General features: G+C 60.7%; 13 protein-coding genes. 9 read left to right on the top strand and 4 right to left on the bottom strand.

Annotation, left to right across the window (positions count from 1 at the left end):
- Positions 1-219 precede the first annotated feature (219 nt).
- From C8D92_RS04175 to C8D92_RS04165, 3 genes are all read left to right on the top strand, one after another.
- The gene (locus C8D92_RS04175; RefSeq protein WP_095609868.1) at positions 220-1902 is read left to right on the top strand and encodes an AMP-binding protein; all 1683 of its coding nucleotides are present in this window, start codon (positions 220-222) and stop codon (positions 1900-1902) included.
- An 85-nt stretch (positions 1903-1987) separates the two neighbouring features.
- The gene (hrpA, locus tag C8D92_RS04170; protein WP_423837068.1) at positions 1988-5908 is read left to right on the top strand and encodes an ATP-dependent RNA helicase HrpA; all 3921 of its coding nucleotides are present in this window, start codon (positions 1988-1990) and stop codon (positions 5906-5908) included.
- Between the two features lie 86 nt (positions 5909-5994).
- Complete coding sequence (locus C8D92_RS04165) at positions 5995-7116, top strand: beta-ketoacyl-ACP synthase III (protein ID WP_116918622.1); 1122 nt, start codon at positions 5995-5997, stop codon at positions 7114-7116.
- 173 nt (positions 7117-7289) lie between these two features.
- Here the strand turns inward: C8D92_RS04165 and C8D92_RS04160 are convergent, their stop codons facing one another.
- Complete coding sequence (locus C8D92_RS04160; protein ID WP_116918621.1) at positions 7290-7697, bottom strand: acyl-CoA thioesterase; 408 nt, start codon at positions 7695-7697, stop codon at positions 7290-7292.
- A 94-nt stretch (positions 7698-7791) separates the two neighbouring features.
- Here C8D92_RS04160 and C8D92_RS04155 point away from each other — a divergent pair, with 94 nt between their 5' ends.
- The 4 genes from C8D92_RS04155 (at position 7792) to dinG (ending at position 13330) form a co-directional block, all read left to right on the top strand.
- Complete coding sequence (locus C8D92_RS04155; protein WP_095609866.1) at positions 7792-8529, top strand: MlaA family lipoprotein; 738 nt, start codon at positions 7792-7794, stop codon at positions 8527-8529.
- A 157-nt stretch (positions 8530-8686) separates the two neighbouring features.
- On the top strand, positions 8687-10420 hold the full coding sequence (locus tag C8D92_RS04150) for an ExeA family protein (RefSeq protein WP_116918492.1): 1734 nt from the start codon (positions 8687-8689) through the stop codon (positions 10418-10420).
- 1 nt (position 10421) lies between these two features.
- Positions 10422-11192, top strand: a complete 771-nt coding sequence (locus tag C8D92_RS04145) for a general secretion pathway protein GspB (protein ID WP_116918491.1) — start codon at positions 10422-10424, stop codon at positions 11190-11192.
- Positions 11189-13330, top strand: a complete 2142-nt coding sequence (gene dinG / locus C8D92_RS04140; RefSeq protein ID WP_116918490.1) for an ATP-dependent DNA helicase DinG — start codon at positions 11189-11191, stop codon at positions 13328-13330. The genes C8D92_RS04145 and dinG overlap by 4 nt, the downstream gene beginning before the upstream one ends.
- A 285-nt stretch (positions 13331-13615) precedes the next feature.
- Here dinG and C8D92_RS04135 read toward each other — a convergent pair whose 3' ends face one another.
- Complete coding sequence (locus tag C8D92_RS04135) at positions 13616-16315, bottom strand: winged helix-turn-helix domain-containing protein (protein ID WP_116918489.1); 2700 nt, start codon at positions 16313-16315, stop codon at positions 13616-13618.
- A gap of 144 nt (positions 16316-16459) precedes the next feature.
- Complete coding sequence (locus C8D92_RS04130; protein WP_116918488.1) at positions 16460-17236, bottom strand: sulfite exporter TauE/SafE family protein; 777 nt, start codon at positions 17234-17236, stop codon at positions 16460-16462.
- 232 nt (positions 17237-17468) lie between these two features.
- Here C8D92_RS04130 and cysB point away from each other — a divergent pair, with 232 nt between their 5' ends.
- Positions 17469-18443 carry an HTH-type transcriptional regulator CysB gene (gene cysB, locus C8D92_RS04125; RefSeq protein ID WP_116918487.1) on the top strand — a complete coding sequence of 325 codons (975 nt, stop codon included), beginning with the start codon at positions 17469-17471 and terminating at the stop codon, positions 18441-18443.
- Positions 18444-18693: 250 nt separating this feature from the next.
- Here cysB and C8D92_RS04120 read toward each other — a convergent pair whose 3' ends face one another.
- Positions 18694-19419: a phosphoadenylyl-sulfate reductase gene (locus C8D92_RS04120; RefSeq protein ID WP_095612233.1), complete on the bottom strand. Its 726-nt coding sequence runs from the start codon at positions 19417-19419 to the stop codon at positions 18694-18696.
- A gap of 228 nt (positions 19420-19647) precedes the next feature.
- On the opposite strand from C8D92_RS04120, the gene thrH reads away from it, so the two are divergent.
- Complete coding sequence (gene thrH, locus C8D92_RS04115; RefSeq protein WP_116918486.1) at positions 19648-20256, top strand: bifunctional phosphoserine phosphatase/homoserine phosphotransferase ThrH; 609 nt, start codon at positions 19648-19650, stop codon at positions 20254-20256.
- The last annotated feature ends 127 nt before the right edge of the window (positions 20257-20383 follow it).

Raw genomic sequence — 20383 nt, 5'->3', positions numbered from 1 at the left:
CGATAACAACACGAACGCCGGAGCCGGATGACAGCGCTCCGGCTCTGGTTCCGGGATGCTGCCCGGTGCCTGGGGGCGATACCGTTCGATCTTGGGAAATCCCTTCCAACAGCCAGCCTGCGCACGGCCGTTACTGAAAAGGGCGTCAACCGGGCAATGTTCAGGGGTTTCAAGCCACAGTCACGATAAGCACAAAAGGCAAACTCAGGAGATGGTGTGATGGATTTGGACCAGTTCTACCAGGATAAATACCCACCCGGCGTGAACACCGACATCGACGTCAACAAATACGCCACGATGGTCGAGGTTTTTGACTCGGCCGTTAAGAAGTACGCGAATCTGCCGGCGTTCAGTGGCGTTGGTGTGACGCTCACCTACCGGGACCTGGATGAACAGAGCCGGAACTTTGCGGCCTGGATTCAGAACAAGACGAATCTCAAGCCGGGCGACCGAATCGCCGTACAGATGCCGAACGTCACCCAGTACCCGGTGGTCGTCTTCGGTGCCATGCGCGCCGGACTCATCGTTGTAAACACCAACCCGCTGTATACCCAGCGTGAAATGGAGCACCAGTTCAACGATTCCGGTGCGAAGGCCCTGGTGGTTCTGGCCAACATGGCGGATAACGCCGAGAAGGTGATCCCCCACACTGGCATTGAGCATGTGATCGTCACCCAGCTGGCCGACATGCACAAGCCGCTCAAGCGGACGCTGATGAATCTGGCGGTCAAGCATCTCAAGAAGATGGTGCCGGACTACAACCTGCCGAATGCCCACAGCCTGCCTGACGTTCTCAAAGCCGGCGCGAAAGCCTCGTTCAGCCGGGCGACGGTCAACCGTGAGGACATCGCGGTACTGCAGTACACGGGTGGAACGACCGGCGTCGCGAAGGGCGCCATGCTGACCCACGGCAATCTCGTGTCGAACCTGATCCAGACCCGCCCGATGCTGGAAGACACTGTGGAGGAAGGCAAGGAAGTCGTTATCGCGCCGCTGCCGCTGTACCACATCTATTCCTTTACGCTGAACTGCGGGATCATGCTGGAAGCCGGCGCCCACAGCGTGCTGATTCCCAACCCGCGTGATATCGACGGCTTTGTTGGCGAGCTCAAGAAGCATAGGTTCACGTCGTTCCTTGGCCTGAATACGCTGTTTGTGGCGCTTTGCAACAATGAGGACTTCAGAAACCTCGACTTCAGCGCCCTCAAGATGACGGCGTCGGGCGGCATGGCATTGACCAGTTCCGCCGCCAAGCAATGGAAGGACGTGACCGGCTGTGAGATCACCGAAGGGTATGGCATGACGGAAACCTCTCCGGTTGTCAGCTTCAACCCGCCAAGCGCGATCCAGCTGGGTACGATCGGCCTGCCGATCTGCGGAACCCAGATCAAGACGATTGACGATGAAGGCAATGAAACGCCCTTTGGTGAACCCGGCGAGCTGTGCGTGAAAGGCCCGCAGGTTATGAAGGGGTACTGGCAGCGCCCAGAGGACACGGCCAAGTCGTTTACCGATGATGGCTACTACCGCAGCGGTGATGTGGCGCTGATTCAGGAAGACGGGTACCTGCGCATCGTGGACCGGAAGAAGGACATGATTATCGTGTCCGGCTTCAATGTGTTCCCGAACGAGATTGAAGATGTGGTGTCCGCGCATCCGAAAGTGGTCGAGTGCGCCGCGGTTGGCATTCCGGATGACAAGAGCGGCGAAGCCGTCAAGGTCTTCCTGGTCGTTAACGACAGCAACCTGAGCGAGTCTGAGCTTAAGGAGTTCTGTCGCGAACGCCTGACGGCCTACAAGGTGCCCAAGCACTTCGAGTTCCGTGACGAGCTGCCGAAGACCAATGTGGGCAAGGTGCTGCGTCGCGAGCTCCGGGACGAGGACCAGAAGAAGAGCGCCTGATCCGGTTCCCGGCGCGAACCCAGAAGCCCTGTCCGGCCGCCGGATGGGGCTTTTTTGATGATCTCAGAGTATGACCGAGCCGACCATGAATCAGCTTCCCGATTCCCTCCCCGAGAACGGAAAACCGCTCCAGGCATTGCTTGATGAGTGGCTGCCGGTGATCAGTCAGCCGATGGCCGCGCGCATCAAAAAATGCATGGCCCGCCATCGTGGCCAGCCCGGAGACAAGGATCGGGCCAATATCGGCAAATGGCTGGCGGCGGGGCGAACCGAGCGTGAACGACGTGCGGACTTGGTCCCGGCGCTGAGCTATCCGGATGTGTTGCCCGTCTCTGAGCGGGTAGAGGACATCCGTCGGGTGATTGCCGATCATCAGGTGGTGATCATTGCCGGGGAAACCGGCTCCGGCAAGACCACCCAGATCCCCAAGATCTGTCTTGAAGCGGGACGGGGGCAACGCGGCCTGATCGGCCACACTCAGCCCCGCCGGATTGCCGCCCGTAGTGTGGCGGACCGGATCGCCGAGGAGGTGGGTGAATCGGTGGGCAACCGGATCGGTTACCAGGTTCGGTTTACGGATCGCTCGTCGCCGGACACGCTGGTCAAACTGATGACCGATGGCATCCTGCTGTCGGAAATCCAGCACGACCGGTTTCTCGACCGGTACGACACGATCATCATTGATGAGGCACACGAGCGCAGCCTCAACATCGATTTCCTGCTGGGTTACCTGCGGAAGCTGTTGCCCAGGCGACCGGACCTGAAGGTCATCATTACCTCAGCCACGATAGAGGTCGACCGGTTCAGTCAGTTCTTCCACGACGCGCCGGTGCTGGAGGTCTCCGGAAGAACCTACCCGGTCGACGTGCGCTACCGTCCGTTGGCGGGCGAGGGTGACGACCGGGACCAGGGCTGGCCGGACGCGGTCGTCGACGTCATGTCGGAGATCGAGGACTATGAGCGGGCGGAGAAGCAGCCGCCCGGTGACGTGCTCGTGTTCCTGCCGGGTGAACGGGAAATCCGGGAACTGAGCAAAGAGCTGCGTCATGCCGACCTTCGCCACACGGAGGTTCTGCCGCTCTATTCCCGGCTAAGCAATCGGGAGCAGAACCGGGTCTTCCAGTCGCATCCGGGACGACGGATCGTGCTGTCCACGAACGTGGCGGAAACCTCACTGACGGTGCCGGGCATTCGCTATGTGATCGACACCGGCGTGGCGCGCATCAGCCGGTACAGCGTGCGCTCGAAGATTCAACGGCTGCCCGTGGAGCCGATCTCCCAAGCCAGCGCCAATCAGCGCAAGGGTCGGTGTGGCCGGGTGGCGCCGGGCATTTGTTTCCGGCTCTATGACGAGAATGATTTTGTCAGCCGACCGGAATTTACCGACCCGGAAATCCTTCGTACCAATCTGGCGTCGGTCATTCTGCAGATGGCGGTCTCCGGGCTGGGTGACATTCGGGATTTCCCCTTCCTCGAGCGACCGGAAAACAAGCTGATCAACGATGGTTATAAGCTGCTTGAGGAACTCGGTGCGGTAGACCGTAAACGCCGTCTGACGCGGATGGGCCGGACCATGGCACGGCTGCCGGTGGATCCACGGCTCGCCCGGATGCTGGTCGCGGGATCGGAGCAGGGGAGCCTGCCCGAAATGCTGGTGATCATCGCCGGTCTGAGCATCCAGGACCCTCGCGAACGCCCACAGGACAAGCAACAGGCGGCGGACCAGGCCCACGCACCGTTCAACGATCCGGAGTCGGACTTCAACACCCTGCTCAACGTCTGGCATGCCCACGAAGAACAGCGCCAGGCGTTGTCCCAGAATCAGCTCCGCAAGTGGTGTCAGCGGAATTTCCTGTCTTACATGCGCATGCGCGAGTGGCGGGACATTCACCGTCAACTGACTTTGCTCTGCAGAGAACAGAAATTGATGCCGGAAGGCGCGTCCGAAAATGCCTCTTACCCGGCCATCCACAAGGCGGTTCTGGCGGGGCTGCTGGGCCAGGTGGCCATGAAGTATGAAAAGCGCGAATACCTGGCGACCCGCAATCGCAAGGTTATGCTGTTTCCCGGCTCCAAGGTGGCGAAAAAACCGCCAAAATGGATTGTCGCCGGTGAAATTGTGGAAACCAGCCGGGTGTTTGCCCGGATGATTGCGCGGATCGAGCCGGAGTGGGTCGAGCCGCTGGCCGGGCATGTCGTCCGCCGCCACTACTTTGAGCCCCATTGGGAGCGCAAGCGGGCCCAGGTCGTGGGGTATGAGCGCGTGTCGCTGTATGGGCTGGACGTGGTGCCGCGCCGCCGGATCAGCTACGCCCGGATCGACCCGGTGGAATCCCGGCACCTGTTCATCCGGCGGGCGTTGGTGGAGGGCGATTACGACACCAGGGCGCCGTTCATTCAGGTCAATCAGGAGCGCCTGGAGTCCGTCGAGGATCTGGAACGCAAGACCCGCCGGCGCGACCTGTTGGTGGATGAGGAGACGCTGGTGGCGTTCTACGACGAGCGCCTGCCAGAGTCGATTGTCAGCGGGGCTCACTTTGAGAAGTGGTGGAAAACCCTGGATCAGGACGCTCTGGCGCAGCTGGAGCTGACCGAGGCGGACATCCTTCAGCGCGAGCCGGAGGAAGGGCTGCATGATGCCTATCCCGATGAACTGGAGTGGGAGGGCGTACGCTACCCGCTGGACTATCAGTTCAATCCGACCGGACAGGACGATGGGGTAACGCTTCGCGTCCCGCTCATGGCGCTGAAACAGGTGCCTTCCAATCGCGTGGAGTGGCTGGTGCCGGGGCTGCTCCGAGAAAAATGCATTCACCTCATCAAAGGGTTGCCCAAGTCCCTGCGGCGACAGTTTGTGCCGGTGCCGGACTTCGTGGACGCCGCGCTCGAGAATCTCTCTCCGAGCAATGAACCGCTGACGGAAAAGCTGGCCGATCAGTTGCGCCGAATGACCGGCGTCACGATCCGCCCGGATGACTGGCCCGCCACGGAGTTGCCGAATCACCTGCGTATGAACATCCGCGTCGTGGACGACCGCGAGGAAACGGTTGCAGAAGGCCGTAATCTGACCGAGTTGCAGGGACGCCTGGATGAACGGGCGGAAAAGGCACTGGCGGATGCGCCGCAGGATGACCGGGCGGAGACGGTATCCGCAGCGACCGACTGGGCGTTCGGGGCCATGCCCGAGTCCGAAACGACCCGGAAACACGGCATGGAAATCCAGGTCTGGCCAGCGCTGGAGGATGAAGGGAGGGCCGTCCGTCCGACCCGCTTTCTCGATCCCGTGGCCGCCGGTGACAGCCATCGGCAGGCGGTCGCCCGGCTGGTTCTCAACCGGATGGGCAACACCCTGTCGGACCCCGGTCGAACCTTTCCGGCATTGAAAGAAGCCGCGCTGTTGTTTGCGCCGTTGGGCCAGGCGCGTGAGCTCTACGATGACTTTCTGCTGGCAGGGGCCATGGCGCATTTTCTCTCCGGGGCCGTGCCACGGGACCAACAGGCCTTCGAGCAAGTGCTCGAACAGGGGCGGGGCGACTTTGTGCCCGCGCTGGAAGAGCGTGCCGAGCGGTTGCACCGCATGATGAAAGCGCACAATCAGCTGATGAAGTCCCTGAAGGGCAAGATCCCGCTGTCCATGGCCAACAGCATGGCGGACTTGAAGTTTCAGCTGAACCAACTTGTTTTTCCGGGATTTCTGGTCCAGACGCCAGACGAGTGGTGGGCGTGCTTTCCGCGCTACCTGGAGGCGGCGGACATCCGGCTCGAAAAGATGCCCCGGGAAATGGGGCATGAGCGGGAGTTCCTGCACCAGTTCGAGGGGCTCTGGTCCCGTTACGCCACACGCCTGGAGAATCACCGCAAGCAGGGCACCCGGGACCCGGAACTGACCCATTACCGCTGGATGCTTGAGGAGTTCCGCGTCTCCTGGTTCGCCCAGCAGTTGGGAACCGCGGTACCGGTATCGGTTAAGCGCCTCGAGCGCCAGTGGGAGCGGGTTCGACAGTAGACTTTTGGCGAGCGGCCAAGCCCGGTGCGTTGTGTTACGCTTTGGTGCAAACGCCGTGACGTTTCACTGACATTGTGGGGGACTTCGTGACAAAAGCGGTCATCAGCGCCACTGGGCTCTATACGCCACCTGCCTATATCGACAATGAAGACCTGGTCAAGGCCTTCAACGCGTATGTCGATCGCCATAACCGTCAACACGCCGATGAGATCGCGCGTGGGGAGCGGGACGCGTTGCAGCCCTCATCACCGGAATTCATCGAAAAGGCGTCCGGCATCAAGCGCCGTCATGTGATCGATCGTGACGGCATCCTGGACCCGGAACGGCTGTGCCCTCATATCCCGGAGCGGGCCAACGATGAGCCCAGTGTCCAGTGCGAGATGTCGGTGGATGCCGCGAATCAGGCTCTGGAAGCCGCCGGTCGATCGGCGAGTGACGTGGATGCCGTGATTGTGGCCTGTTCCAACATGCAGCGACCGTACCCCGCCATTTCGGTGGAGGTTCAGGAAGCGCTTGGCATCGACGGCTTTGCCTACGATATGAACGTGGCCTGCAGTTCGGCCACCTTTGGCCTCCAGGCGGCGTCCTCGGCGATCATCTCCGGTGCGGCCAGAAGCGTGCTGGTGGTCAGCCCTGAGATTTGTTCCGGCCACCTGAACTTCCGGGACCGGGACAGTCACTTCATCTTCGGCGATGCCTGCACGGCACTACTGGTGGAGTCGGAAGACCGCGTTGAGCCGGGGCAGGGCTTTGACATTCTGGGCACCCGTCTCAAGACGAAGTTCTCCAATAATATCCGCAATAATTTCGGCTTCCTGAACCGCGCGGATGAGGACGGCATCGGCCAGCCGGACAAACTGTTTGTGCAGAACGGGCGGAAGGTGTTCAAGGAAGTCTCACCGCTGGTGGCCGAAACCATCCACAGCCATCTGGATGCCCTGTCTCTTGAGGCCTCGGCGCTGCGTCGCATGTGGCTGCACCAGGCCAACCTGAACATGAATCAGCTTATCGCGAAGCGCATCCTGGGCCGTGACGCGACCACCGAGGAAGCGCCGGTGATCCTGGACGAATACGCCAACACCAGTTCGGCGGGCTCGATCATCGCCTTTCACCTCCACCAGTCGGACCTGACCAGCGGCGATATGGGCGTTATCTGCTCGTTCGGTGCGGGTTACTCGATCGGGAATGTGGTGGTCAAGAAGCGGTGAGTCGCCGGGTCGAAAGTGGCAAGTCGCAAGAAGCAAGTGAGCGCCGTTCAGAGTAAGCTCTCGAAAGGAACGAAACGGGTTGTGACAAAACGCACGACAAGCCGTCAAGCGGACCCGCCAGACTGACACTTGCGACTTGCGACTTGCGACTTGCGACTTGCGACTTGCGACTCTTATTCCGCCGCCAGTTTCCGGAGCTCGTCCGGCAAGGGGCAGGACCTCCGCGTCTCGTGGTCAAACCACACGATCTTGGCGTCGCCTTCACCATACTGATCGCCGGAATCCGCATCGAGAACTCGGTGCCAGGTCTCCAGGCTGGTCCGGCCGGCTTTACCCGCGTAGGTTTCGATGGTCACGTTGGCGGGGTAGTTGAGCTCCCTGAGAAACGTGGCGCTGGTCTTGATGATGATCGGCCCCGTCCCTTCGGCCTGCGTGTTCAGGCCGGCTTCCGAGAGCCATGTGATTCGCGCTTCTTCAAAAAACCGGAAAAAAACCGTATTGTTCGCGTGGCCGTATGAATCCTGGTCTCCCCATCTCAGCGACAGGGTGAGGGTGTGGACGAGATTGCCAAACTCGGACATTGAGGACTCCTGATAAGCGACAATGGAATCGACTGAACCAATCGGCACCGTATTGTCGTCCATTCCAACCTGAGGTCAATCACGGAAGGATTTCATGAGACAAGCTATCTCCCGAGCGGTGCTGATGGCAAGCACGGCTCTGCTGCTGGCGGGTCCGCTCCACGCGCAGGATGCGCCGGAAGAGGACCCTTATGAAGACTGGAACCGGGATGTCTATGAGTTCAATGTGTTCGTCGATACCTGGTTTCTCAAGCCGGTCGCAAAAGCTTATCGGTTCGTGACGCCGGATCTGGTGGATCAGGCGATCACCAATGTGTTCGCGAATCTTGGCGAAGCGGAGAACCTCCTCAACAGTATGCTTCAGGGTAAGCTGGAGTCGTCCGTTGTCGCCGTTGGACGCTTCACCTACAACACCACGTTTGGCCTGGGTGGTCTGATTGATGTGGCGACGGTGTTTGGCATTCCGGAACGGCCTGAGGATCTGGGTCAGACACTGGGTTATTGGGGGATGGATTCCGGTCCGTACATCATGCTGCCGTTCCTCGGACCGTCGACCGGTCGGGATGCGGCCGGTCTGGCCGGGGAATTTGCGGTCATGCCCAGCTCCTGGGACTACATCGAGGAACCGGAACATTGGTACCTGCGGGGCCTTCAGATTGTGGATACCCGGGCGGACCTGATTGCGGCGGAGGGCTTCCTTGGTGGCGGGGACGACTACAGTTTTATTCGGAACGCCTACCTCCAGCGTCGTGAGTACCTCATCAATGATGGAAAAATTGAGAAAGACCCGTTCACTGAGGGTGACGACGATCTGATGCTTGAGGACTTCTAGGAGTCTGGGCGAGCATCAGGGACCCTCTGAAAACCCCTGCCGCTGGTCGGACGCGGCCTTCTGATGGGGTGAAGAGCGTTACCCGGCTTTAATGACAAAGCGGTCGTGGGCCCGGTATCATCGGTCTGTTTCTCGTCACCTCGATCTGACCCGACGCATGTACGATGACTTCTTCGGCTTTCGGGAACCGCCGTTCTCGATTGCGCCCGATCCCCGCTATCTGTACCTGAGCGAGCGCCATAAGGAAGCGCTGGCACACCTGCTCTATGGGGTTCAGGGGCAGGGTGGTTTCATCGTGATCACCGGGGAAGTCGGTACCGGTAAAACCACCGTCTGTCGAGGATTTCTTGGCAATGTCCCTGATCATGTGGACATTGCGCTGATCCTCAATCCCCGTCTTTCCGCACCGGAGCTGCTGTCCGGCATCTGTCGTGAGTTCGGGATTGAGCACGCCGCTGATGGCACGATCCGGGACCTGATCGACGCCATCAACGAGCACCTTCTTTCGGCCCATGCCGAGGGCCGCCATCCGGTTCTGATTATCGATGAGGCGCAGAACCTGTCAGCCGATGTGCTGGAACAGCTACGGCTTCTCACCAATCTGGAAACGGCTGAAAAGAAACTGCTCCAGATTGTGCTTCTCGGGCAGCCGGAACTCCGTGACATGCTGGGCCGAAAGGAGCTGAGGCAGCTCTCCCAGCGGGTCACGGCGCGATACCACCTGGCGGCCATCAGTCGGGAAGAGCTGCCGTCCTACGTTCGCTATCGCCTGCGGGTTGCCGGTCAACGCTCTGAGTTTTTTTCCGACCGGGCGCTGAAGGTTGTCTATCGTCTGAGTGGCGGTATCCCCCGGCTGATCAATCTGATTTGTGATCGCGCGCTACTGGGAGCTTACGCGGAAGGCGTTCATGAAGTGGAAGCGCATCATGTCCGTCAGGCCGGCCGGGAAGTGCTCGATGCCCCCGGGGGATCATCAACGGCACTGCGCCGGATCGGGCCGTTAGTGGCTGGTATCGCGCTGATGGCGGTCCTGACGACATCGCTCTTCGGCTATCTCGGGGAGTCCATGTTGAGCGCGGCGGAGCCGGAAGGGCAGGCTGCGGCTGGGTCATCCCACGTTCTCTCCGGCACCGTTGAACGCGTAGAGCCACCGATACCCGCCCTTGAAATCGCAGAAAGCCCGACGCCGGAGAGTCAATCCACGGAGGCCTCGAACAGTGGGCCACCGGTGGCGGACTCACAACCGGAGCGCCCGGAGAGGTCACTGCCGGACTGGATCCAGTCCCTGCCGGATGACGCAACCTCCCGGGGCACGGCCTATCAGACGCTGCTCGCCGAGTGGGACCTCGACTATCAGCAGAACCGGGATGGCAGCGCATGCCGGCATGCCGAGGCCAGCGGTCTGTCGTGTCTTCACCAGCAGGGCAACTGGGGGCGCATCCGGCGTCTGGATCGGCCGGTCGTGCTCCGGGTGTTTACGGACGATGGCCGCACGCATCACCTGACGGCGACCGCCATGACGCAGGACACGGTCCGGTTGAGAGCGGGGAGCCGTCAGCAGACGTTACCTCTCGATGCGGTCGAGGCGGTCTGGTTGGGCGACTTCACCGTGATCTGGCGGATGCCGCCGTACAAGGCCGATCGCGCCGACGGCGCAGGCCCGTCCCGCGAGGCCTGGTTGACCGCCAGTCTGATGGAATTGATCGCCGGGAAAGCGCCGGGCGATGAGGCCGACCGGTTGATGGGAGCCAGCATGGAGGAGCAGGTGAGTTGGTATCAACAGCAGGCCGGGCTGGTACCGGATGGCATTCCCGGCACCCGCACACTGATCCGGATGAACAGCGATCTGGGCCGTAATGTTCCGCGGCTGAGCCCGGGGGGGCAGGGATAGTATGTCGTATATTCTCGATGCCCTGCAGAAGTCCGAAGCGGAGCGCCGTCGCGGCGAAGTGCCGGATATTAACCGTCCGCTGCAGATGGCCCAGGGGTCGAAGCGCAAGCGTGGCCTGGGCGTCGTGTGGGTCGCAGTGGCGTTACTGATCAATGCTCTGGTTCTCGGCGTGATTTTCTGGCCGGAGGCCGGTTCCCTGCTGCCGTCGTCAACGGGGGCAGAGGTCCGCCCGCCGGTGGCTCCATCGTCTGAATCCAGGCCTTCACCACCACCATCGGATCAGGCAGTGACATCGACTGCGAACCAACAGACGGCGGTCTCTTCGGCGCCTGCGAGTCCGCCGCAAACACAAGAGAACGAACCGGACCCGGTGCCCTCGCCGCGGGCCAGTTCGGGCTCTCAAGCGGTCAGTGAACCGGCGGCGACTGAAACCTCCGGGGACCAGCCGTCCGGTGACAAGCCGACACTGATTGTCCCGAGTGCCTCTTCAAACGGTGGCGGGTCCGGCTGGCAGCCGTCCGCATCGGTGCCATCGCTGAATGAAATGCCGCTGTCGTTCCAGCGCGGCATTCCGGATCTGCGCTTCAGCAGCCATGTGTATGCGTCCGACCCCGATGCCCGTCGCGTGATGATCAACGGCCATTATCTGCGACCCGGGGACCGGTTCTCCGGTGTCCGGGTGGAGGGCATCACGGAAAACGGGGTGGTTCTGTTCGCCGATGGGGAGCGGTTCCGGGTCGGCGTGGTCCGGGACTGGAGCAGTCCCCAATGAAGGCGCTTTCGGAGGAGGTTAAACAACAGATTCAGCAGGCGTATCGCGACGTACTTGCCGGTAAGTCGATCCGGGCCCGCTACGGCCAGCGCCTGATGATTGCTGAGATCGCCCGGTACCTGGGCGGTATTACCAGCGATGGCGACGAACGGACGTCACCGCCGTCCGCCTGCGTGGTGGAAGCGGGCACGGGCACGGGAAAGACGCTGGCGTATCTTATGGCCGCCATTCCCATGGCCCAGGCTCTGGGGAAGAAACTGGTGATTTCGACGGCGACGGTCGCCCTGCAGGACCAGATCGTCCAGAAGGATCTGCCCGATGTTCGCCAGCACGCGTCGCTCGATTTCAACTGGACACTTGCCAAGGGACGGGGACGTTATCTGTGTCTGTCCCGCCTGGAAGGTCGTCTCCATGACGAGGGCAATACCGAAAGTGAGACCATGCCGCTCGAGCTGTTGGAGGGGCGTGGCGATGAGGATTCCGGCGACACCCGGGAATTCCTTGAGTACATGCTCTCCAGCTATGCCAGCGGGCACTGGGACGGGGACCGGGATCACTGGCCGGAGCCCATCACCGATGAAACCTGGCGCCGGGTGACCACGGACCACCGACAGTGCACCAACCGGCACTGCAGCTATTTTGACAGCTGTGCGTTCTTCAAGGCCCGGGATGGTCTGGAAGACACCGACGTCATCGTCGCCAATCATGATCTGGTGCTGGCTGATCTGGCGCTTGGGGGCGGTGCGATCCTGCCCAAACCCGAGGACGCCATCTACATCTTCGATGAGGCGCACCATCTGCCCGAAAAGGCGCTGGGGCATTTTGCCGCCTCCGTCAGCCTCGGTGGAACCCGGAGCTGGCTGAAGCAACTGTCCCAGATCCTGACGAAGCTTCAGCCCTGGCTCGCACCGGACTCTCAGGCCGCGAAAACGGTCACGAGGATCAGTGATGCGGCGCGGGATCTGGACCCGATTCTACAACGCGTCCTTGACGACATCACCGGGAACACGGATTGGGAGAATGCCGATGACCGTGGAAATGGGCGCTGGCGTTATCCTGACGGCGAGCTTCCGGAAGTGCTGGCGGGTCTGGCGGATGAAGCGGCCACGGCGACGGCGACACTGACCCGCCAGCTCGATGCCCTGGTGGACGAATTCCAGAAAGGGTTTGACGAGAACCGTGAGCACGACATCGACCGTGAAACGGCGGAGAACTGGTATCCGGTGGCCGGGACCCTTCATGCCCGGGCAGAGGATCAGCTCCGGTTGTGGTCGGCATGGCGCGAGGACCGCTCCGGTGACGGCCCGCCGTCGGCCCGCTGGGTGGTGCGCCAGGTCTATGATCAGGCTGAGGACATCACTCTCTACAGCAGCCCGGTCATGGCCAGCGGCCTTCTTCAGTCCCGACTCTGGTCGCGGGCCTGGGCCGCCATCCTGACCAGTGCCACGCTGACGGCGCTCGGGCGGTTCGATCGGCTCAAGGCCCGTGCCGGATTGCCGGAAGAGAGCCACTACCTCGTCGTTCCCAGCGCGTTTCGTTACGATGAAATGGCCACCGTTGAGGTGCCGGCGATGACGGCGATGCCTAACGACACCGAGGCGTTCACTGGTGAGCTGGTGGCGAAGCTGCCGGGTATCTGGGAAGACCATCAGGCCGTTCTCGTGCTGTTCACGTCCCGCAAACAGATGCGAACGGTGCATGAGCGATTGTCGCCTGACTGGCCGGGCCGGATCACCACTCAGGACGATTACGCGCGTGCGGAAGTGCTGCGGCGTCATCGGGAGCGGATCGATGCCGGTCAGCCAAGCGTTCTGTTTGGCGTGGCCAGCTTTGCGGAAGGGATTGATCTGCCGGGAGAGTATCTGGAGCACGTGGTGATCACGCGATTGCCGTTCTCGGTGCCGGACGACCCCATCGAGGCCAGTCTGAGCGAGTGGGTCCAGTCCCAGGGGCGTAACCCGTTCATGGAGATCACGGTGCCGGACGCGTCCATCAAATTGGTTCAGGCGGCCGGCCGGTTACTGCGTAAAGAAGACGATCAGGGCCGCATCACCATTCTCGACCGCCGCATTGTCACGCGCCGATACGGCCAGCTATTGCTGGACGCGCTGCCTCCCTTCCGCCGGGTGATTGAGTAGTCACTCGCCACAGCTCGCTTACAGCGCTCCCGCAGACATCCATAAAAAAAGGCGCCGTTCCAGCTGGAAGGCGCCTTCGGGAACAGGGCTCGTGAAAGGTCCCTGAAAACAAGCAACAAAAAAGCGGAAAGTGAAAGGCCTGATTTCAAATTCCGTGGGAGGGCGTGCCCTCACCGTTAATGGAAATTCTAGGGGGGAGGAGGGGCGTAGGGGATCGTCCAAAGGGCGTAGTGGGCTCAAAAAAGGAAGAGAAAATGTGAGCCATGTCACGAAATTGCTGATGATTCACGACAGCACGCCCAGCTTCCGTGCCCGTGCCAGCGCCTCGGTGCGGCTTTTCACGTCCAGTTTGCCATAGAGGTTCCGGATGTGCGCCTTTACCGTCGTGGCGGCCACGTTCATGGATTCGGCAATCTCCCGGTTGGCGAGCCCGTCATTGATCAGCCGCAACACCTCCATTTCACGGGCGGACAGGGGCTCGACCAACCCGTCAACCGCGACCGGACCGTCCTCGGATGGGGCGGCGGTTTCCTCGTCGCTTTCCGGCAACCGCGATTTCAATGCCTCAAGGTACTCCTGAGGAATCGCTGCGTGGTGATTGTCGCCGATCAGCCGGTGGATTCGCGGACTCTCCTCGACAAACAGACGGAAGAACTGCTCCCGGGCGCCGCGTTTGAGGGCTTCTGTGAGCACGGTCTGCGCCTCGTTCGGCTGGTTCAGCGCGTCCATCGCTTCGGCGTAGACGGTCAGCACTTCGATCAGGTGACGGTGGTGTTGATCGCGTTCCGTGGACAGCCGTAGGGGGCTGAGCTGGCTGATGGCGTTCTTGGGTTCGCCCAGTGCAATCAACACCCGGGCCGCCGTAATCCGGTTCTGTTCTCGATTGAGCGGATTCCGGAAAGTGACGTTCTCGCGGCTATCCAGCCAGCCCCGGGCGTCGTCTAGGCGATTCTGGGCCAACCAGCAACGGGCCCGAAGCGCGGACAGACTGGGCGGCTCGAAAATGATGTGATCGCGGCGGCGTTCAAGCACGGCTTCCGCATCGTCCAGCGCCTCAATGGCGGTCTGATAGTCACCCCGTGTGAACGCCAGATGGGCACGGGCATACTGGATGATGACGTGCTGGCCCGGTTCGGTCCCGCTCTGCAGGTGTCCGGTCAGGGGGGCCAGATAGGTTTCGGCCAGGTCAAGCTGGTCCCGCTCGCGATAGATCTCAATCAGTGAGCAGTTTTGCCAGCAGGAAATCAGTCGCGGCTGGGAGGGGTCGGTGTAATGCCGGTCAATCCACTCGCGAATACTGACCGCGGTCTTGAGCGCAACGTCGTTGTGCCCCCGGTTGAACTGAATCCACGACAGCAGCCCGCCACTGGACAGCACGGTTGAGGGCTTGCGTTCGATCTGCCCATAGGAGACGGCGGACTGCAGGGCTTCCTCGGCTGCTGGCAGGTCCCCCTGACTGAAGTAATCGAGGCCAATCCCGTAATAGGTGACCGATTTCAGGGGCATCTGGGTGTGGTCGAGATCCTGCAACACCTGTCGGGTCAGGTCTGCCGCGCTTTCCAGATCGCTCTGGGTCCGGGCGAGGTACGAGCGCATCAGGGAGATCTCGCTGTTCAGGCCCAGGGCCCCTTCGGCGTCCGGGTGAGACTCCGCCACACGCCGATCAAGCAGGTCCTCCAGGCGATCCAGTTGGGGTTCAACGGCGTCCAGGCGGTTGGCGAAGAAGTTGGCCCAGATGCGCAGCATGGCCAGCTGCGGATTGTCGTCGACCGTCCCCGGCGGAAGCCGGTCCAGCCATTCCAGAACAGGCAGGTGAAAACCGCCCTGAATCAGGTTGTTGCCATGCTGTTCAAGGACGTTGGCCAGCCAGGACCAGTCCTCAAGCTGAATCAGTTGCGCGATGGCTTCCTGAATGTGGTCGTGTTCGAGAAGCCAGTGAATGGTGCGTGACTGCCGTTCGGCCAACTGCTTGGGGTCCGTCTGTTCGAGACGCAGAAACAGTGCTTCACGAAACAGGTCGTGGTAACGGAACCACTCATCACGCGTGTCGAGAGGAATCAGGAACAGATGCCGCCGACTGAGGGACTCGAGAATGGTCTGACTGTCCGTGGCACCGCGGATGCTGTCACACAGCGACGCGGTCAGGCGCAGGCAGCAGGCGGTCGCGAGCAGGAATTCGGCAATCTCGTCGGACTGTTGTTCAAGGATTTCGGTCAGGATGTAGTCACTGATTTCCCGCCCCGAGATCGGGGAGGGCGCGGCGTCGGCCCCGCGGTTCACCGGGTCGTCGGGCGCGGAGAGGGCACTGAGCTGCATCGCGGCGACCCAGCCCTCCGTGCGTTGCCAGATGGTCCGCGCCTGGTCGGCGTCGAGTGGAATCGCCATGTAATCACTGAAAAAGCGCTGGCACTCCTCTTCCGAGAACGCAAGCATTTGTGGTGGTACATCGTCGACCCAGTGCCGGACGCGCCAGCGGGCCACCGGCAGCGCAGGTTCCGTGCGGGAGACCAGCGTTACCATCACGGTCGGCGGGAGATAGTCGACGAGATACGTCAGCTGGCGGTGAATCGCCGGGTCCTCAACCTCGTGCATGTCGTCCAGCACCAGGTGCAGGCGGTGTTCGGCCGACGCGACCAGAGCGTTGATCAGCCCTGTGATCGCGCCCTCGATCTCATGAAGGGCGCACGTCTGGAATGCGGACTGGCAATCGCCCAGGCCATCGACCCCGGCCTGTTCGAACGCGCCGCAGAGGTATTGCCAGAAACGACGCGGGTCATCGTCGCTGCTGTCCAGGGATAACCAGGCGAGACGGCCCTCCTGTTCATCACACCACTGGCTGACCAGGGTGGTCTTGCCGAAACCGGCAGGCGCGATCACCAGATTCAGTCTTTTTCGCGTGCGCGGCGCAAGCCGCTCCAGCAGACGGGGACGACGAATGGCGTCCGGGTCGGGAGCCGGCCGGAAAAATTTGGTGGTCAGCAGCATGAGCGTCCGTGTTTAGCCAGTGCGTCGGAGCGTCCGTATCAGATCGGACACCGCAGCGACGATTGTCGTTCCATGGGGCGTCAAGTCAAGGGGTTAAGGAAGTGCTGATCCATTCCGCAAGAGTATGCCAGACACTGGACGCGGTCAGAAGAAGGTGTACTTGAGGCCAATCATCAACAGGATACCGGCCAGCGTCGACTGCAGTACCCGGTTGGGAATCTTCCGGGCGATCCGGGTGCCGACCTGGATGGCCGGTATGGACCCGATCAGAAGAGCGCCCAGCAGTTGCCAGTCGATGTTGCCGAGGTGCCAGTGTCCCATGCCGGCGAGAAACGTGAGTGGGACAGCGTACGCCAGATCGGTTCCCACGATACGAACGCCGCTCAATCGAGGATACAGGAGCATCAACAGGGCCGTCCCAAATGCACCCGCACCAACTGACGACAGCGTCACGGCGAAGCCGAGGAACAGCCCGGCCACAACGGTCAAGGGCCCCTGATACCGCACGAGGAAGGCCCCATCGGTGTTCTCGCCCCGATGCCGGAGAATCCAGGGTCGGAAGATCAGCACGACGGAGGTCAGCAGCAGCATTGCCCCGAGTACCGTAACCAACAATCCCTGATAGTCGCCGGGCTCGTTAAAAAAGCGGGACAGCAGAAAGATGGCGAGCAGGGATGCCGGAACGCACCCGGCCAGCAGCCTTAGAACGATGGACCATTCAATGGTTTTGAGCCGATGATGGGCAAAGACGCCGGAGCTTTTCGTGATCGCCGCGTAGAGCAGGTCGGTCCCGATGGCAATGTGCGGTGGAAAGCCGAACATAAGCAGCAGCGGCGTCATCAATGAACCACCGCCGACACCGGTCAGACCCACGGCCAACCCAACGCCAGCGCCCGCCAGTATGTAGAGAAGAATGTCCATTTATATGATCTACACTACCCAACAGTGGCTTTGGAACCTCTGGAACAGTTCCGTTGTGCTCAGCGTCCAGGACGTCTGACGGTATCGGAACCTGATCCGGAAGCCCGTTCCTGCGGGGCAGGTGAGCATCGGTGTCCCGACATGGCTTCCCACTTTAGACGTTAGGATCTATTCTTAAAAAGAATTATTACTTATATTTTTATGCGGAACTGCGGGAAGGGCGAGAAGGCCGATGAAATTACAACAACTGCGTTACATCTGGGAAGTGGCTCATCACGACCTGAACGTTTCGGCAACCGCACAGAGCCTGTTCACCTCCCAGCCCGGTATTTCGAAACAGATCCGGCTGCTTGAGGATGAATTGGGGGTGGAGGTGTTTGCGCGCAGTGGCAAGCACCTAACGCGGATCACGCCGGGCGGTGAGATCATTATCCGGGAGGCAGGGGAGATTCTGCGCCGGGTTGAGGGCATCAAGAAAATTGCCCAGGAGTTCAGCAATCAGTGCAAGGGTGACCTCAGTATCGCGACCACGCACACTCAGGCGCGTTACGCCTTGCCACCGGTTATCAGAGGGTTCCTTGAGGCCTATCCGGAGGTGTCCCTCCACATGCATCAGGGCACACCGATGCAGATATCCGAGATGGCGGCCAATGGCTCGGTGGATTTTGCGATCGCCACGGAGGCGCTGGAGCTGTTCAACGACCTGATCATGATGCCCTGCTATCGCTGGAACCGGAGCATCATCGTCCCCAAAGACCATCCACTGACCGAGCGCAAGCCGCTGCGCCTGGAAGACGTGGCGGAGTTCCCGCTGGTGACCTATGTCTTTGGTTTTACCGGGCGCTCAAGGCTGGATGAAGCCTTCCGGGAAAAGGGGCTGACACCGAACGTCGTATTTACCGCCGCCGATGCGGATGTGATCAAGACCTACGTGCGGCTGAACCTCGGTGTGGGCATCATTGCCAGTATGGCCTTTGACCCGGAGAAAGATCCGGATCTGGTGGCTCTCGATGCCAAGGACTTGTTCGCACCCAGTGTGACGAAGATCGGTTTTCGGAAAGGCACCTTCCTGAGGGGCTACATGTACGACTTCATCCAGCGGTTCGCGCCACACCTGACCCGGGAGCGCGTGGAAGAGGCGGCGGCGCAGACCAGTCGGGCGGATGTGGATGCGTTGTTCGAGGACATTGAACTGCCGACGCATTGAAATGGCGTTTTAGGCCACGGAAAGCACGGAAAAAAGACGTTTTAAGGTTTGAAGGTTTTAAAGTCGGAAGGTCTGAAAGCTGGCACCTGTAGCTGATGTCTCCGACTTCGGAGCAGCCCGATGGGCTGCCGAACCCCCGGAGCGGGCTCAAGCTCAGATCTCACGCCTTAAAACTTTCAGACTTTAAAACCTTAGAACCCATTGTCATCCCTTCTGCCCGAAGCGCGCTTTTCCAGGGCGAAAATGGTCTTTAAGACTCGCTCGCGATCACATTCCCCGCGTGCAACCCGCATTCCTTCTTGGTTTCCTCCTCCCACCACCAGCGACCTTCGCGCTCGTGCTGACCGGGCAGGATGGGCCGTGTGCAGGGTTCGCACCCAATGCTGACGAAGCCTTTTTCGTGCAGCTCGTTGTAGGGTGCCTCCGCCATGCGGATGTAGTCCCAGACCTCCTTGGAGGTCCAGTTGGCCAGCGGGTTGAACTTGATCAGTTCGTGGTCGTCTGTTGAGAACGCGTCATCCACCTGAACCACCGGCACGTCATTGCGGGTGCCCGGGCTCTGGTCTTTGCGCTGACCGGTAATCCAGGCATCCACGGTGGCCAGTTTGCGCTTGAGCGGGTTGACCTTTCGAATGCCACAGCACTCGTGATGTCCGTCTTCGTAGAAGCTGAACATGCCCTTGCGAGTGACAAGATCTTCCACTTCTTTTGCGTCCGGAAACAGGATCTCGATGTTGATGTTGTAGTGCCGCCGGACCCGATCGATGAACCGATAGGTCTCCGGGTGCAGACGGGCTGTGTCCAGCGTGAACACCTGGAGGTTGTCCGTCAGCTTGTGGGCCAGTTCGATCAGGACAACATCCTCCGCCCCGCTGAAGGAAATGGCGATGTTGTCATAGCTCTTAAGCGCGTGCTTCAGGATCGAGCGGGGCGATTGGTCGTTCAGGCTCTCATTCAGTGCTTTAATGTCTTCCATTCTTATCAGCGCCCGTGAAATGTGGGGATAATCTACCACTGACAGGCACTTATCAGAAGTAACAGGGTTGCATAACGTTATAGCGGTGGTGCAATCCGGCGTCGGTTGCCATATCATGCGAGCCTGTCAAAGGCTCGTAGCGTGCATGATGCGGTGCCCGACGCGGGGCTTAGAGTAGGGTGATAACGCCCTGTATCAATAAAGAGCTGGGTATAAGGGGAGCGATCTGTGGAACTGGCTTGTCTTGATCTCGAAGGCGTCCTGATTCCTGAAATCTGGATCAAGTTTGCGGAAAAAACCGGGATTGAGGCGCTCAAGGCCACGACCCGGGATGTGCCTGACTATGACGAGCTGATGCAGCAGCGCCTGCGCCTGCTCGACGAAAACGGGTACGGCCTGCAGGAAATCCAGGAGGTCATCGACACGCTGGACCCGCTCCCGGGCGCGCGTGAGTTCATCGACTGGCTGCGTGAGCGTTTTCAGGTCATTATCCTGTCGGACACCTTCTACGAGTTTGCCATGCCATTGATGGCCAAGCTCGGTCATCCGACGTTGTTCTGTCACAAGCTCTCGGTCAACGACGAAGGGCGCATCACCGATTACCACCTGCGCCAGCCCGACCCGAAACGCCAGTCCGTCCGTGCCTTCCAGCTGTTGAACTACCGTGTCATTGCCGCCGGCGATTCCTATAACGATACCACCATGCTCAAACAGGCCGAGGCCGGCATCCTCTTCCACGCGCCGCAGAACGTCATCGACGAATTCCCCGAATTCCCGGCCGTCCACGACTACGACGCGTTGCGGGAGAAGTTTCTGGAGCTCAGTACAGAGAACTGATTGGTTCGCCACGGAAAGAAAGGGAAAGCACGGAAAAAAGAAATTTCTAAGGTCTGAGGGGCTTAAAGCCGGAAGGCCTGAAAGCGGGCACCTGTAGCCGATGTCTCCGACTTCGGAGTCGTCCAAC

It is taken from the genome of Tamilnaduibacter salinus (assembly GCF_003096655.1).
Classification (GTDB): Bacteria; Pseudomonadota; Gammaproteobacteria; order Pseudomonadales; family Oleiphilaceae; genus Tamilnaduibacter; species Tamilnaduibacter salinus.
Note: the sequence above shows the minus strand (reverse complement) of the source record. Positions and strands in the feature narration are given on the sequence as shown.

Excerpts from the sequence above, each read along its gene's own strand:
- C8D92_RS04175 (WP_095609868.1), top strand. The coding sequence starts at position 220 with ATGGATTTGGACCAGTTCTACCAGGATAAATACCCACCCGGCGTGAAC.
- hrpA (WP_423837068.1), top strand. The coding sequence starts at position 1,988 with ATGAATCAGCTTCCCGATTCCCTCCCCGAGAACGGAAAACCGCTCCAG.
- C8D92_RS04160 (WP_116918621.1), bottom strand. The coding sequence starts at position 7,697 with ATGTCCGAGTTTGGCAATCTCGTCCACACCCTCACCCTGTCGCTGAGA.
- C8D92_RS04155 (WP_095609866.1), top strand. The coding sequence starts at position 7,792 with ATGAGACAAGCTATCTCCCGAGCGGTGCTGATGGCAAGCACGGCTCTG.
- C8D92_RS04150 (WP_116918492.1), top strand. The coding sequence starts at position 8,687 with ATGTACGATGACTTCTTCGGCTTTCGGGAACCGCCGTTCTCGATTGCG.
- C8D92_RS04145 (WP_116918491.1), top strand. The coding sequence starts at position 10,422 with ATGTCGTATATTCTCGATGCCCTGCAGAAGTCCGAAGCGGAGCGCCGT.
- dinG (WP_116918490.1), top strand. The coding sequence starts at position 11,189 with ATGAAGGCGCTTTCGGAGGAGGTTAAACAACAGATTCAGCAGGCGTAT.
- C8D92_RS04135 (WP_116918489.1), bottom strand. The coding sequence starts at position 16,315 with ATGCTGCTGACCACCAAATTTTTCCGGCCGGCTCCCGACCCGGACGCC.
- C8D92_RS04130 (WP_116918488.1), bottom strand. The coding sequence starts at position 17,236 with ATGGACATTCTTCTCTACATACTGGCGGGCGCTGGCGTTGGGTTGGCC.
- cysB (WP_116918487.1), top strand. The coding sequence starts at position 17,469 with ATGAAATTACAACAACTGCGTTACATCTGGGAAGTGGCTCATCACGAC.
- C8D92_RS04120 (WP_095612233.1), bottom strand. The coding sequence starts at position 19,419 with ATGGAAGACATTAAAGCACTGAATGAGAGCCTGAACGACCAATCGCCC.